Source organism: Treponema sp. OMZ 790 (assembly GCF_024181285.1).
Lineage (GTDB): Bacteria > Spirochaetota > Spirochaetia > Treponematales > Treponemataceae > Treponema_B.
Genome location: NZ_CP051201.1, coordinates 398,774 through 411,582, shown reverse-complemented (window position 1 = coordinate 411,582; position 12,809 = coordinate 398,774). Strand labels below are relative to the sequence as shown.

The window sequence follows — 12,809 nt, the reverse complement described above, 5'->3', positions numbered from 1 at the left end:
GAGCTCCTTAATCTTTTTTCTGTTTTATTCTAATCTCACATATTGAATCGCCTTTTGCAATTGTTTTTCCGAGTTTAAAATCAAAACCTAAGGTTTCACATATTCCTCTATCGCCATCCATTGCAATATCGCATAACATAGGTAACTCTTCATCAAATGCTCCTATCTTTTTCCATGCCGATACCAAAGGACAATAGTGAAAGTCTACACTCAAATTTTCTCCGTCACACTTATCTTCCATTTGAAAAATTTGCTTGACATTGTCATTCACAAATTCTTTGTGAAATATCTCGAAATCATCAGAATGCGTAAATTTATTCATTCCATGAAAATTACCGCATTTTCTTATGGCGCATCTAGCAAATTCATCCGTTAACCCTCGTTTTCTTGCTTCTTTATATAACAAGTAAAACCATGTTGCCCTATGTTCAAAAGCATTTCGCATATCTTCAATATGCTGATTCTTAAATTCGGCTTTATTTTTTATCATGACTAATTCCTCCTTACAATAATTAATCTTCAATACAATCTTTCATCATGCAGATAAGCTCTTCTAAAATACTAATCTCAGCCGCAAACTTTTCTTTCAATTCATTTTTTTGAGTTTCAATCTCTTTTTCAAGCTTAGCAATAACATCCGTATAATTTGTTGCGCCTTCATTTCGTAATTTTTGAAGTTCCCTTCCGATATTCCACATATCGGCTATAGTTGTTACTTTACCTTTTGCCCATGTAAAAGGTGCAGCTTCTCCGAGAACTTGGTCAACCAATATATCGTAAACACGTTTATCAAAATGATAACCATACCAACAAAGATCGACACCTCTCAAATCTTCATCCATAGCTTTTTCTATGTTACCGACTTTAAGGCTTTCGATGGCAGAAGTCAAATAGTGAATATTATTTTGATTACGTATATGAATAAAATTATATTGCTCGAACCAATCAATTCCGAATAATTCGTTAACTATTTTAGAAAAAATTCTACCTACTTTTTTATTATACTTTTTTGCTACACTATCTATTTTTGAGAAAGAATCATTTTTTTTCTTTAAAACTACGGCAGTTTCTTTTGCTTTTAGAATTTTTTCACATAATAATTTCGAATCAGCAATAATTTTTCCATCGACTTCATCAAGCATTTTGTCAAATAAAGCCGTAAAATCCAAAGGTCTCACAGGCAGTTTATCGAATTTCTGTAAAATAGTTCCATACAAAATATGAGAAGAAAGAAAAACTTCATCACTATAATCATTTACATCTTTTTGATCCGAACTGGAATGATATGATGGCCAAAAATTAACTCCTTCATAAAAACTTTCTATAGTCGGGATTCCAAGACATGCATACATATAACTTTCAGTCCATGTCCACATCGGACTATAAGTACCGAAAGGATATACATTACCTTCAATGTTTTTACCCAGCTTTTCAATGCCTTCGACCATTTCATATGATGTTCTTACCTTAACAGCAGAGGCCGTTCCATTGATTAAATTTCCATCTAAATTTACCAGCAAAAATCCGTTGTCACCCCACTCGGGATGTTTATGTACAAGCATTGTTGCACCTCGAGCCCAGTCATAACGAGTTCCTTCAATTCCCCATTCTTCCGCCCCGTGTAGACAAATGCGTAAAGTTCTATCCGGTGTATATCCATCTTCAACTAGAGCTTTGCATATACCCATTATACAGCCGATACCGGAGGAATTATCTGCAAAAGCGGTAAAATAAGCATCATAATGGCCAATAAGATATATTACTTCATCAATTTTTCCCGGAATTTCACCTATTATGCAGTTTGTAATTCCATTGTTTACTACATTCACATCTGCATTCAAGATTGCCTCTATTTCTCCTCCTTGAAGTTTTAACTGTTCTTTAAGAAGTTCAGCTTCACGGACAGTCATTGAAAATGCAGGAAGGTCACAGGTCGTAGAAATATCTTGTACACCCAATGTATCTTTCGACCACGAACAATAACCTCCTATTTGAACTACAATAACGCCTTTTGCTTTATTTACTTTAGCTTGAGTGATCGGCCAGTTAACCCACCAATCATCCACCATATTGATATCGATTAGAACGTATTTACCTTCAACATCGATATTTTCATAATCGATATCCCTGCCCTTATTAACATAAACAATTTTAATCTTTTCGTTCTCAGCTAAGCACCTGGCTTGAAAACTTGACATCAAAAATTTTCGTGTAATTCCATTTGCCATTTTATATGAAATATCAGCACGTTTAAATTCAAAATTATCTACAACAACAGCTTCTTTGTGCACATTTTTCAAACCTATTCGTTTCATTTCTTCATGAAGAAAATCCCCGGCTGCTATTTCTGCTGTAGAACCTGATGTGCGATATCCTAAATCAGGATTACTCTTAAACGATATAAGTTTTTCCATTAAACCAAGTGTATAGTTTAAATCCAAATGTTTACTGAATTCTGCAATCATATTCTCCTCCTACTAAATTTTTTTTCTTCATAAATAATATTTCCGTCAAATACATTCATAAGTACCTTTGTATCAGGTATCTTCTCTTCATCAATACAGAAAAGATTCTGATCAAGTATTATGATGTCAGCCAATTTTCCCGCTTCTAACGTACCTAATTCATTTTCACGATTTGAAACATAAGCACCTCCAAAAGTATAAGCCCTTAAGGTCTGTGACATTGTTAATTTTTCCGAAGGATTAATACCAGTGGGTTTTCTATCATATCCATGCCGTGTAACTGCGTAATATATAGTTTCAAAAGGATTAAAATCAACAACAGGATAATCAGTGCCCAAGGCAATTATACCTCCGGATTCCAAAATAGATCGGCACGGCCATTCCCATTTGCATCTTTCTTTACCCAGACGTACAATCTTTTCATTTGCATCAAGAGCAAGATGGCGAGGCTGCATTGAAGCCGTAACACCTAACTGCTGAAACCTTGCAATATCGTCAGGATGTATATTCTCGATATGTTCTATCGAATTACGAATACGACTGTTATTATTTATTCTATTGGATTTTTCAAAACAATCCAAAGCAAATCTTACAGACCCGTCGGCAATACAATGAAGTCTCACACCCAAACCGTATTTATTTGCATTAATAATACATTGTTCATAATAGGTTTCCGTATCGTTTATAAATCCTCTAGTACCAGGTCTATCAGAATAAGGCTCAAGCAAATATCCTGTATATGTAGAAGTTACACCGTCTATAACTCCTTTCAAGCCGGTAACTCTAAGTTTATCCGAGTTATACTTTTTTCTAAGTGCATTGATTTCCTGCTGCCCCATATCAAGCCCAATGGATGGGTTCAAATTTATCCTTACAATTAATTCATCAGCTTTATCCATATCTTCCAAAGTATCATATTTTACACCAGGTAAAATTCCTGATACATCACAGAAAGTTGTGATACCTACTCTTGCAAGTCTATGCATCAAATCTCTATTAACTTCTTCACTGATTGAATCCGCAGGTACAAAAGTTTTACTTGAAGCCAAACGAAACCATGCACTCTCTCTCAAAATTCCGCTGGGTTCTCCATTAGGTAAAAGTACAATATTTTTGCCATATTCCAAATCATTTCTGTCTATACCCAATTCATCCAAAGCCTTACTATTCAACCAGCCTGTATGAGCATCGGCGGATGCAAGATATACAGGACGCTCAGGAACAATTTCGTCCAATGACATTTTTGTAGGCAATTCGGCATCATTCCAATTTGCAGGAAACCAACCTTGGCCGATGATGCTGTCATATTCAGGATGAGCATCTGCAAAAGATTTTATCATGGCCACACATTCTTGTTCTGAATGAGAATACAATATATCATTGATAAAATACTTACTGTCATATAAAGCGCCCATGGAATAATGACCATGAGCATCGCAGATACCGGGCATTATGAGACAATCACCAAACTCATATTTTTTTGTGTCAGCTCCGCAATAAGAAAGAATATCAGTCCTATTTCCTACAGCAAGAATTTTATTTTCTTTTATGGCAACTCCGCCCGGAAACGGTAACTTACCGTCTCCGGTAAATACGGCATTACTTAAAAAAATTTTATCTGCGATACTCATATTCCCTGCTACCCAATAATAAATCCGGCAATCACAAAACAGATAGTCGTCAAAATATAACTTATCAAAGCATATGGAAAAGTTCCCAGCATTTGATAATACGGTTTTATTTCAATAGCACCGGAAGTAATCATAATAGCATCGCCCGCGACAAAGGTCGTACTTCCAAGGGTGGCAGCACAAACCAATGCCATACAAGACAGAATAGGATTAACACCCAATGCTACAGCAATAGGAACTACAATAGGAGCAAAAATCATGGAACCATCCCAGAAACCTCCGGCAAAAAATACATAGGCCCCGCAAAATGCAAAGACGATTGCAGCAAATATTGATCCGTTTAAAAGAGGTGTAAGAACATCTATAACATAACCGGTCATACCTGTAACTTTATTTATTTCAACAAGAGTTAAAGCAAGCGCAATCGTAACATCAACCATCAGCATACTCGCTATACCTTCAAAAGCGTTGGTAAAAATTTCTGTAAGTTGTAATTTTTTTTCAATAAGTATTATCACAACAACAGTTGCAATAGCTCCCATACAGGCAACCATAACATTTTGAGTTATCAATGTTACGGTAACGATAACGACCATAGTAAAGAAAAATTTTAAAGGATTATTTTTGATCATAGTATCAGAACCGGTGGAATCATCTGCATATAATTCTTTACCTTCAAGATTTTCTTCTTTTGAACAAACTATGCCTGTTTTCATGGCTAATTCATTATCTTTCTTTGTAATACCGATTAAAGGGAAAACACCGATTATTATTAAAAAACAAATTAATAACAGTAGGACAGGATAAAATAAAAACGGCATGCCGGAAATATAAGCACCTAATCCGGTACCATTTACCGTCACACCGTTCTCCTCAAATAAACCGGCATAAAAAACAGCCCAAGTCGAAACAGGAATCAAAACACAAACCGGAGCCGCCGTACAGTTTACCAAAAAACCGAATAAAGTACGCGGGATTCGATGTTTATCACAAATTTTTTTCATTGCGGTCGATACAGCCATATTATTTAAATAATCATCGACAAATATCAACCATCCAAGAATAAAAGTGATAATCATAGCTTTCTTGCGGGTGTTTGCATATTTTCCTAACCAATTTGCAAATTCAAGAGCATAACCGGATACATCCAAAAGCTTGATTAATATACCGAATAGTGAAAGCATTATAATTAGGTATCCGCATGTTCCGGCGGCCCATGCAGCCTGAAGTTGATCCAACCACACTGATGGAAAATTCAAACCTCCAATCAGAACCGCACCCACAAGAGTTGCTGCCGTAAACGACAGAATCATCCTCTTAGTCCAAAAAACAAATACAAACATCACAATTGTGGGGATTAATGAAATAAACCCTAAATTCATAGTTTCCATAAAACAGCCTCCTCTAATTATGTTTATAAAATACCACTAATATATTACCAATATATCATACGAATTTAAAAACTGTCAAGCAAAATATTTTATTTTTTTTATTTTTTTTAAATTTTAAAAAATAATAAGTTAAAATTTTATTTCTACTGACTATGAATATTCAAAAATATATTTACAAATGATTATTGTGATAATTGCCTTTATTGGGCAAAATATGATATACTAATCGGCGGTAATAATTAAAACCTCTAAATTAGTTCACTTAAGGTAAAATATGATAAACGATAAGTTAAAAACAATGAAAACATCATTAAAGCAAAATGCTTATGTAAAAATTTATGATTTAGTCATGGAAAATACAATCACTCCGGGAGATATTATTAATCTATCTGACCTAGAGAAATATCTAAAAATAAGCAGAGCCCCAATAAGAGATGCTTTGATAGAACTTTGCAGTGAAAATGTCTTTAAGAGTATCCCAAGATATGGATATGAGCTGATAACTCTCAAAAAAGAAGATTTAATAGAAATGTTAAATTATCGATTAGTGCTGGAATGCGGTTTTTTGGAAAAAAACTGGAAAGATGTAGCTGCCTGTGATCATGCCATATTAAACCATTTACTGGACCATACTAGAAAATTGAGCAACACAAATGCTGTAAGTGAGTGGCAAAATAACTCCGTATTTCATATAGGCTTATTCAAACTACATAATAATTCTCATGCTTTATTCAGTTTGGAGCATACAATGAAAAAAATGACCCGATTTTTTATTCAAAACTATAGGGGAAAATGGGAAGAAATAACAAAAAAGACTTTTAGCTCTCACCATGAGAACATAATTTATGCCATAAAAGATAACGATAAGGCAAAAGCTCTAAAATACTTGAGCTTAGATATAGGCGGATTTAAAAGATAAAATTATGATATATTTACCACTACAAAACCCAATATTCCACTTGCAAATTTACAGCTAAACATATATACTTAAAGAAGCATTTCAATTAGAGGAGGATTTGCATGAAGAAATTTTACAAAATTTTTACGGCAGCTGTTGTATTCTTGCTTGTTGCATCGGCAGCTTATGCAGGAGGTTCTAAAGAAATTGGAATTAAAGAACCTACAGAAAAAGAAAAAGAGGCGGGTTGGCGCTATTTTAAACATATCGGATTTAAACTGCACCGTCCTGCATTCTTTGACACCTACGGAGACAATGTTAATGCAGACAGCAGTGTCGGCGAAGAAGACAAAAAGACGGATGAGGTTATATACAAGGTTTATTTGTATGAATTTACTTCTGATGAGCTGAATGAAAAATATGATGCAATCGTAAACGACAAAAAATTAAGCAGAGAGCAAAAAATCGAAAGAATAACCAAGGAAGTAGACCCAAACCTTAAACCTATTTATAAGCTCGTTGTTTTGCGTACACCCTTAATAGGCAAAAAAACTCTCGCCGAGCTTACGGGACTTCCCAATAATGAAGTAATCAGAGAGACAAAAGATTTTACTCAAATTCTAGCTATTGCCGATTTTAATGCCGACGGTTTAAGCGAAAAGTCAGCTAAAATTTATAAAGAAATGATTTCGCAGGTTAAACCCATAATTCCCACAATTCATTGTACGGATCCTATTTCTGCTGAATCCGGTATGATAAAAAGCGTAAAAGGCTTAACCTTTAATACCATTGACCTTGAAGGTAAAAAAGTAACAAGCAGCATCCTTTCAAAATACGATGTTACGATGATAAACATTTGGGCAACTTGGTGTCCGCCTTGTAGGGCAGAATTACCCGAAATCGCTAAACTTTATGAAGCATTTAAGGATAAAGGATGCAATATAATCGGTCTTACGGGAGATGTAAGCCCTCAAGAACAAGACGCTCTTGCTAAAGCTAAAGAATTAACTTCTAAAGCCGGATGTAAGTACACTGTAGTTCAATACAATGACACATTCAAAACTTTACGAAATAATCTTGCTGCTTGGCCTACAACCATATTTGTAGACAAAAAAGGTAATATCATAGCCTCATCCGTTAATGATATTATAGTCGGAAGCCGGGATCTTGCAGAATTTACCGAAGCCATGGAAAAAGCTTTAAAAGCTGTAGGAAAATAAATGAAAAAGAAAATAGCGGCAATACTTATTATGATTTTGGCATTAAGCCTTACTATCATGGGAATATACCGCGGCGAAGTAGCGGTAGTTTTAAAAAAGGCTATAAACATTTGTACGGAGTGTATAGGAATTGGCTAACCAAAAAAAACAAAAAACACTGAACAAAAAGCGTCATGCAATTCAAGCTTTAGGCATGTTGGCAGTAAACGGAAATCTCATAGGATTTTTAAAGGGTCAAATTTATAAAGGCCCCATGAAAAAGGTATGTATGCCGGTTTTAAATTGTTATTCATGCCCGGGAGCTTTGTTTGGATGTCCTATAGGCTCAATACAGGCGACCATTGGAAGCAATAAATTTAGCTTTGCTTTTTATGTAGTAGGTCTATTGTCGCTATTCGCAATAGCCGCAGGAAGATTTTTTTGCGGCTATATTTGCCCTTTCGGATTTTTCCAAGACCTCTTGGATAAAATCCCATTAAAAAAAATTAAAGTACCTCAAAAAATAAATAAAATTTTAAAGTATCTAAAATATTTTATACTTGCCTTTTTTGTTTTTGTACTCCCTTTTGCCATGCAAGACAAATTCGGCTTAAGCGATCCGTATTTTTGTAAGTATATTTGTCCCTCAGGTATTCTATTTGGAGCGATTCCGCTTATATCGGTAAATCAAGCCCTTACCTCCTCCTTGGGAGCTCTATTCGGCTTGAAATTCACGATTTTAGCAATCATTACAATGCTTTCAATGATATTTTACCGCCCCTTTTGCCGTTATTTATGCCCTCTAGGAGCCTTTTTAGGTATCTTCAATCCTATAAGTCTATACCGCCTAAAAATAAACGATAAATGCATAAAATGCAAAAAATGCGAAAAAACCTGTAAGCTTGACATTCCGACATATACAACCCCAAACAGCCCTGAATGTATAAGATGCGGAGAATGTATAAAGGCCTGTCCCGTAAAAGCCATAGAACACAGTTTTCTTTTCACGGAAAAGACAGCAAATACAGCCTTAAACGCAAAATAAAATAATAAATTTTCACAAATGCCTTGATTATTCGATAAAGTCTAAGTATATTTTTGAATGACAAATTTAAAACTACTTTATATATAGGAGTTTACAAATGAAGAAGTTGAATTTTTATTTGCTTATAGCAATCTTTGCAAGCCTATTTTTCATGTCTTGTACAAAGGCCGATGCAAAGGGAAACGAAGAAGCAAAAACATCTGAAGCTGCAACTTCAGCAGAAGCAAAAACCGCAGACGATGATCAAAATCGTCTTATTTTCTCAACAAAGGATTTGGATGGGAACCCGGTTACCAATGATATTTTCGAAAAATACGATGTTACATTGGTAAATATTTGGGGAACATTTTGCGGCCCCTGCAAAGTAGAGTTACCGGATTTGGAAGCAGCTTACAAAGCCTATGCCGATAAAAAGGTAAACGTTATAGCTCTTACAGCAGACCTTCAAGAAGGCGATGCCGAAACTTTAACCCTTGCCAAAGAATTATGGAAAGACGCAGGCTGCACTTTTAAAGCACTTGTAACCGTTGATAATTTCCTTCCGATTTATGAGCAAATTACAGGCGTACCCACAAGTTTTTTGGTAGACAAAAACGGAAAACTCATTCCCGGAACTATTCATACAGGAAGATTGAACAAGGCCGGTTTTGAAACACTTTTCGACACAGCACTAAAAGCCGTAGCTTCAAACTAAGTAATGTCCCTAATTATCGCCGGGGCAGGGCCCGGAAATATAGAACTTTTAACCCAAGAGGCTGTGCGTGAAATAAAAGAAGCTGACATAGTTGCCGGTTTTGAACGTATAGCCTTAGACATAAAATGCTTAAGAAGCGATGTAATAAGACTCAAGAGCATTTCTGAGATTCTTGACCTTCCGATAGAAACTAAAAAAGTTTTAGTCCTTGCTTCAGGCGACCCTTGTTTTTTCGGCATTACCGAATTCATCAAAAAGAAAAACATAAAAATAGAAAAAGTCATAACAGGCATCTCTTCGATGCAGTATCTTATGAGCAAACTTCAAAGACAGTGGCAAACCCTGCTCTTTTACTCCTTTCATGGGAGAGATGCAGATTTTAGGGAAATGCACAGCAAGGATAGTTTTTTTATTCTTACCGATAAAACAAACAATCCCGACACAATTTCGGCGCGCTTAAAAGAAGAAGGTTTTAACGGAAAACTTTTTGTAGGCTATAACCTCTCATATCCTGATGAATCTATAGAAGAATATGAAATAGGTGATAAGATTATAGTAAAATCTTTTTTAAATACGGTATTGGTTCAAAATGAAAAATATTAAAGATTCCGAATTTATCAGAGGCGAGGTGCCGATGACCAAATTCAATATCAGAAACCTTTCTCTTGCACATCTTCAAATAGAAAAGGGAGATAAATTCTTGGATATCGGAGGAGGCACGGGGTCTGTATCGATTGAGGCGGCTTTGCAGGGAGCGGAAGTTTCCACAGTTGAATTTAACAAAGAAGCTTGTTGCCTTATAACAGAAAATGCAAAAAAATTCGGAGTCAAAATAAATTTGATTACGGGCAAAGCGCCCGAAGCTCTTTTATCGGACGAATATAAGGAATTACACTTCAATAAATGCTTTATAGGCGGAAGTGGAGGCGAGTTAAAAAATATTTTTGACTATCTTAAAGACCATTTAAAAAATGGCGGAATAATCTGTGCAAATTTTATTCTTATAAAAAATTTAAACGAATTTTTAGAGCTCCTCCCGAAATATGGATATACCGAAATTGAAGCCCATCTTATTCAAACCGCCTCAATGGGAAAAGCAGGTTTATTCAAAAGTGAAAACCCGATTTATATTGTAAGGGCTTGCAAAAACCCGGATACCGGCGCAAAAGAATGCTGTTGATTAGCTTTAAAAAAGCCTTTCCTTTAAAAAAGTACAAAAACTTGCTATAAAAAAAGCTATCGGAGCACTTTCAAAAATCAGAGAAAGAATGGGAAGACGCCCGATGGTAAAAAATTTGGCGTTTATAAAGCCGAAATATATGAGCGTGTCGGTTAAAATCGAAATATACATCAAAAACACACCAAGCACAAAAAGAATCATAGAGACCTTCTTAGTTTTGCTCCATACTATAATTCCGAAAAAAACGGCGGCCGCTCCTAAAAATAATTTCGTAAACAATAGAATAGGATAACCTTCCGATAAAAATTTAGCTAAATCATTCATTATTTAATCCTTGCATATTTAGTTGAGCTTTTAGAAAATTTTCAAGCTCGGTGTATACCCTTATTTTCGGCAATATCGACGGAATAGTAAAATAAGGAGACAAAAGAATATGAGAATCTAAGGCAGATTTAAAAAAATCCTCATATTTTTCTTTATTCAACTTTGAGAAAAGATAGGGGCCTTCCATATTCCAAAAATTGGAACAAAGCGCTTCTACCCTCCTATAAGATTTTATGTTTTTTGCAAGCTGCTCTTTTTTCTTTTTTCCGCGGGCCGAATTTATCAGCTCTTCATCCGAAAGTTCTTTTTCCTGCTCTCTCAATTTAATAATTCTTATCAAATCGAAAAAAGCCTTTGCTAAAACTTCCTTTTCGGCTGCAGAAACTTCACAAAACATAATAGGAAGAGGATTTTTAGAAACAAGAATTTTTATTGAAGAGCAAAACGGAGGATTTACAAAAAAGGCTGTTTTTCTCTTTAGGTTTTCGGATGAGGGCAAAAAAGGCTTCCAAGTATTTTCAATAATAAAAGCTTCGGAATCGATTTTATTTTCTTCCGTTTTCAAAAGCGAAAGAGCCGAGTTCCATTCCGAAAGGAGGTAAGAATAAGGATGATCGGGAAAAAGGGAGTTCAAAGCTTTTTTAAGGCGGTAATCACCCGAAGATGGCAAGAAAGCATTGAGGCCCTTATCTATGCTTTGTTTAAAAACCAATGGAGCTTGATTTTCTCTTCGGCCCAATATCGACATTCCTCCATCCAAGTACATATCCAAGAGTCTTATATTTTTTTCGGTATAAAGGTAAAATCTGCGGGCCCGTTTTATGTTTCCGTACCGGCTTCTTATTTCATCATAAAAATTCATTGTTCCTCATTTTCGCAAAAAAAAGCCCTTTATACAAGGGCCTAAGATAAAGTTTTTGATAGGCATCATTACTATTTTCCCTATAAAAAATGACTTTCGGCACTTTTATTTTAAGCAAAATCGATTAAAATTGGGGCATATCAATCAATGAACTTCTTATGGAGGTGTTTTATGAAAATATTGGAAGTTAAGGATGTATCAAAAAAATACGGAAAAAAGCAGGTGCTTTCAAACATTTCTTTTGATATTGAAGAAGGCGATATGTTCGGGCTTATAGGTCCTAACGGTGCCGGAAAATCTACCCTGATAAATATAATAACGGGGATCTTGGATCCTTTAAGCGGCGAGGTGCTTATAGGCGGACACAGTATCAAAAAAAAGCCGATAGAAGCAAAGAAGCTCATGGGCCTTGTTCCCCAAGAGCTTGCCTTATCGGAAGATATATCGGCAATCGACAACCTCAATTTTTTTGCAAGCCTTTACGGCCTTTCAGGCAAAAAACTAAAAGAGGCTGTAAACGAAGCCTTGGAAGTTGTCGGCCTAACCGAAAAGAAAAAAGAAAAGGTGAAGAAATTTTCGGGCGGTATGAAAAGAAGGCTAAACCTTGCGGCAGCCATAATGCATAAACCCCGTCTTTTAATCTTGGATGAACCCACGGTAGGTATTGACCCTCAATCCAGAAACAATATCTTTGAGTATTTGCGCAAAATAAATTCACAAGACAAGACTACAATTCTTTACACTTCGCATTACATGGAAGAGGTTGAAGAGCTTTGCAAAAATATCTTTGTAATAGATGAGGGCCGAGAGATCGCCTACGGCTCCCTTAATTCCGTAAAGGAAAAGGCCAACGGAACCGTAACCCTCGAAATAAGAGCGGACAATATAAATGAAGAGCTGATGGAAAAAATCCGCCTCCTTGACGGAGCCTTAAATGTAGAGCAGACAGGAGACAAGCTAAATATCCTTTATGAAAGAGAGAAGGTAAATCTTGATGAGGCTATCAAGATTTTACAAACATCAGGAGCCGTAATCAAGGCCTTACAAATAAACGAGCTCAATTTAGGTGAAGTTTTTTTACAGCTTACCGGAAAAAAATTGCGTGAATAAATTTATTAAA

General features: G+C 35.6%; 14 protein-coding genes. 8 read left to right on the top strand and 6 right to left on the bottom strand.

Annotated features, from left to right (window positions below; all coding sequences use genetic code 11):
- Positions 1-7: 7 nt before the first annotated feature.
- From E4O01_RS01950 to E4O01_RS01935, 4 genes are read right to left on the bottom strand one after another with little or no spacing between them, the layout of a single operon-like run.
- The gene (locus tag E4O01_RS01950) at positions 8-490 is read right to left on the bottom strand and encodes an L-2-amino-thiazoline-4-carboxylic acid hydrolase (RefSeq protein ID WP_253693805.1); all 483 of its coding nucleotides are present in this window, start codon (positions 488-490) and stop codon (positions 8-10) included.
- Positions 491-512: 22 nt separating this feature from the next.
- On the bottom strand, positions 513-2,465 hold the full coding sequence (locus tag E4O01_RS01945) for a M28 family peptidase (protein WP_253693802.1): 1,953 nt from the start codon (positions 2,463-2,465) through the stop codon (positions 513-515).
- Entirely contained in the window at positions 2,462-4,096 is a 1,635-nt protein-coding gene (locus E4O01_RS01940) for an amidohydrolase (RefSeq protein ID WP_253693799.1), read from the bottom strand. The genes E4O01_RS01945 and E4O01_RS01940 overlap by 4 nt, the downstream gene beginning before the upstream one ends.
- 8 nt (positions 4,097-4,104) lie before the next feature.
- Positions 4,105-5,487 carry a Na+/H+ antiporter NhaC family protein gene (locus E4O01_RS01935; RefSeq protein ID WP_253693797.1) on the bottom strand — a complete coding sequence of 461 codons (1,383 nt, stop codon included), beginning with the start codon at positions 5,485-5,487 and terminating at the stop codon, positions 4,105-4,107.
- A 274-nt stretch (positions 5,488-5,761) separates the two neighbouring features.
- Here E4O01_RS01935 and E4O01_RS01930 point away from each other — a divergent pair, with 274 nt between their 5' ends.
- The 7 genes from E4O01_RS01930 (at position 5,762) to cbiT (ending at position 10,503) form a co-directional block, all read left to right on the top strand.
- A complete protein-coding gene (locus E4O01_RS01930) occupies positions 5,762-6,406 on the top strand; it encodes a GntR family transcriptional regulator (protein WP_253693794.1) in 645 nt (214 codons plus the stop codon).
- A gap of 101 nt (positions 6,407-6,507) precedes the next feature.
- The gene (locus E4O01_RS01925; RefSeq protein WP_253693792.1) at positions 6,508-7,605 is read left to right on the top strand and encodes a TlpA disulfide reductase family protein; all 1,098 of its coding nucleotides are present in this window, start codon (positions 6,508-6,510) and stop codon (positions 7,603-7,605) included.
- A complete protein-coding gene (locus tag E4O01_RS01920; RefSeq protein ID WP_253693789.1) occupies positions 7,606-7,743 on the top strand; it encodes a CD1871A family CXXC motif-containing protein in 138 nt (45 codons plus the stop codon).
- Complete coding sequence (locus E4O01_RS01915; protein WP_253693785.1) at positions 7,736-8,629, top strand: 4Fe-4S binding protein; 894 nt, start codon at positions 7,736-7,738, stop codon at positions 8,627-8,629. Before E4O01_RS01920 ends, E4O01_RS01915 begins: the two co-directional genes overlap by 8 nt.
- A 97-nt stretch (positions 8,630-8,726) precedes the next feature.
- Positions 8,727-9,323, top strand: a complete 597-nt coding sequence (locus tag E4O01_RS01910; RefSeq protein ID WP_253693782.1) for a TlpA disulfide reductase family protein — start codon at positions 8,727-8,729, stop codon at positions 9,321-9,323.
- A gap of 3 nt (positions 9,324-9,326) precedes the next feature.
- Positions 9,327-9,926 carry a precorrin-6y C5,15-methyltransferase (decarboxylating) subunit CbiE gene (gene cbiE / locus E4O01_RS01905; RefSeq protein WP_253693780.1) on the top strand — a complete coding sequence of 200 codons (600 nt, stop codon included), beginning with the start codon at positions 9,327-9,329 and terminating at the stop codon, positions 9,924-9,926.
- Positions 9,913-10,503, top strand: a complete 591-nt coding sequence (gene cbiT, locus E4O01_RS01900) for a precorrin-6Y C5,15-methyltransferase (decarboxylating) subunit CbiT (protein ID WP_253693777.1) — start codon at positions 9,913-9,915, stop codon at positions 10,501-10,503. The genes cbiE and cbiT overlap by 14 nt, the downstream gene beginning before the upstream one ends.
- 6 nt (positions 10,504-10,509) lie before the next feature.
- Here cbiT and E4O01_RS01895 read toward each other — a convergent pair whose 3' ends face one another.
- Together E4O01_RS01895 and E4O01_RS01890 are read right to left on the bottom strand one after the other, a co-directional pair.
- The gene (locus E4O01_RS01895) at positions 10,510-10,827 is read right to left on the bottom strand and encodes a hypothetical protein (protein ID WP_253693774.1); all 318 of its coding nucleotides are present in this window, start codon (positions 10,825-10,827) and stop codon (positions 10,510-10,512) included.
- A complete protein-coding gene (locus tag E4O01_RS01890; protein WP_253693771.1) occupies positions 10,820-11,689 on the bottom strand; it encodes a hypothetical protein in 870 nt (289 codons plus the stop codon). The genes E4O01_RS01895 and E4O01_RS01890 overlap by 8 nt, the downstream gene beginning before the upstream one ends.
- 171 nt (positions 11,690-11,860) lie before the next feature.
- On the opposite strand from E4O01_RS01890, the gene E4O01_RS01885 reads away from it, so the two are divergent.
- Positions 11,861-12,799: an ABC transporter ATP-binding protein gene (locus E4O01_RS01885; RefSeq protein WP_253693769.1), complete on the top strand. Its 939-nt coding sequence runs from the start codon at positions 11,861-11,863 to the stop codon at positions 12,797-12,799.
- Positions 12,800-12,809 lie beyond the last annotated feature (10 nt).